The organism is Candidatus Pelagibacter sp., from assembly GCF_052049775.1.
In the GTDB taxonomy this organism is placed as follows: domain Bacteria; phylum Pseudomonadota; class Alphaproteobacteria; order Pelagibacterales; family Pelagibacteraceae; genus Pelagibacter.
Genome location: NZ_JBNGZH010000051.1, coordinates 1 through 1,206 on the forward strand (window position 1 = coordinate 1; position 1,206 = coordinate 1,206).

Below are 1,206 nucleotides of genomic sequence, written 5' to 3' on the forward strand. Positions count from 1 at the left end.
CAATTGGGTTAAAAATATATTAAATAAAGAATTGTCTTATATTGGTGGAGATATTGTGCAAGAAATAATTGATAATAATATAAGAAAATTTAAAAGAAATAATATTAAATTCATAAAACTTGATATTACTGATGAGAGTTTACCAGATTCAGATTTGATGATTTGTAGGGATTGTTTAATTCATTTGTCATTTCAAAGTATCAAATTATTTTTTGAAAACTTTAGAGAAAGTAATATTAATTACTTATTACTAACAACATATAAAATGAAAGATACAACTAAAGAAATAGATAATTTAGACATTCCTGATGGGGAATATAGAGAAATAGATTTAAGTAAACCACCATTCTCTTTACCTAAACCATTAGAAGAAATATTAGATAAAGAAGAATTCAATAAAAATAGTGGCTTTAATTGCTATTTAAATCTATATAGTAAAAATCAGATCCAAAATCTTAAAATCAAATAAATAATTTTTTATATTTTTTGATAAAATTAATTCTATCTCTTCTTCTTATTCCAGCCAAATGAATAATCACTGGATTAAAATAAAAATTTGAAACTTCATCACTTTCAGGATTTTCAAAATTTTTTTTCGGCATACTATTCCAAATACCTGATAAGAATGAAATATTATTTCTTACTTCTTTAGATAAGTTATTATCAGATATTTTCGCAATTTCTGCCTTTAAACCAACTTCATCCATAAAAGCAGCATTATCGGGCCAAAAATGTTTAAGGTATTTTTTTTTGTTCCAAACATTTTTAAAAAAATTTAATGACCATTTTGTATTTCTAACAAGTAAAACTCCCACATTAGGACCCCAGGTTAAATAATTTACAAATTTATATTTTGTTTTGTGAACAGATTTAAAAAAATTGTTATGTACAAAGATATGTTTTGATTTGTCAATATGATCTAATATGTTTTCGTATCTACAAAAAAAAGTATCAGCATCTAACCAAAGATAAAAATCATATTTTCCCTTTTCAAGATTATCAATAAGCATTTTTATCTTTAACCAATAGAAATGCCTTTCAAATCTATTTGACTTATCAAATTCATAATCAAATTTAAAATGATTAGCATATTTGATGATATTTTTTTCTGATTCTTTTCCAATATTTCTATATCTAAAATTATAACCTGATAAAATTTTAAGTTTACTATTTTTAAAATTTTTGCTTTTACTTTTAAAAAAGAAC

The 1,206-nt window shown here is 22.5% G+C and carries 1 protein-coding gene and 1 pseudogene; one reads left to right on the plus strand and one right to left on the minus strand.

Annotation, left to right across the window (positions count from 1 at the left end):
• Positions 1-469: pseudogene (locus ACTT83_RS05975) on the plus strand (hypothetical protein); the annotation flags it as partial.
• Here the strand turns inward: ACTT83_RS05975 and ACTT83_RS05980 are convergent.
• The coding region (locus ACTT83_RS05980) for a hypothetical protein (RefSeq protein WP_440919183.1) at positions 462-1,206 on the minus strand (745 nt) is incomplete at its 5' end. The pseudogene ACTT83_RS05975 and the gene ACTT83_RS05980 overlap by 8 nt on opposite strands.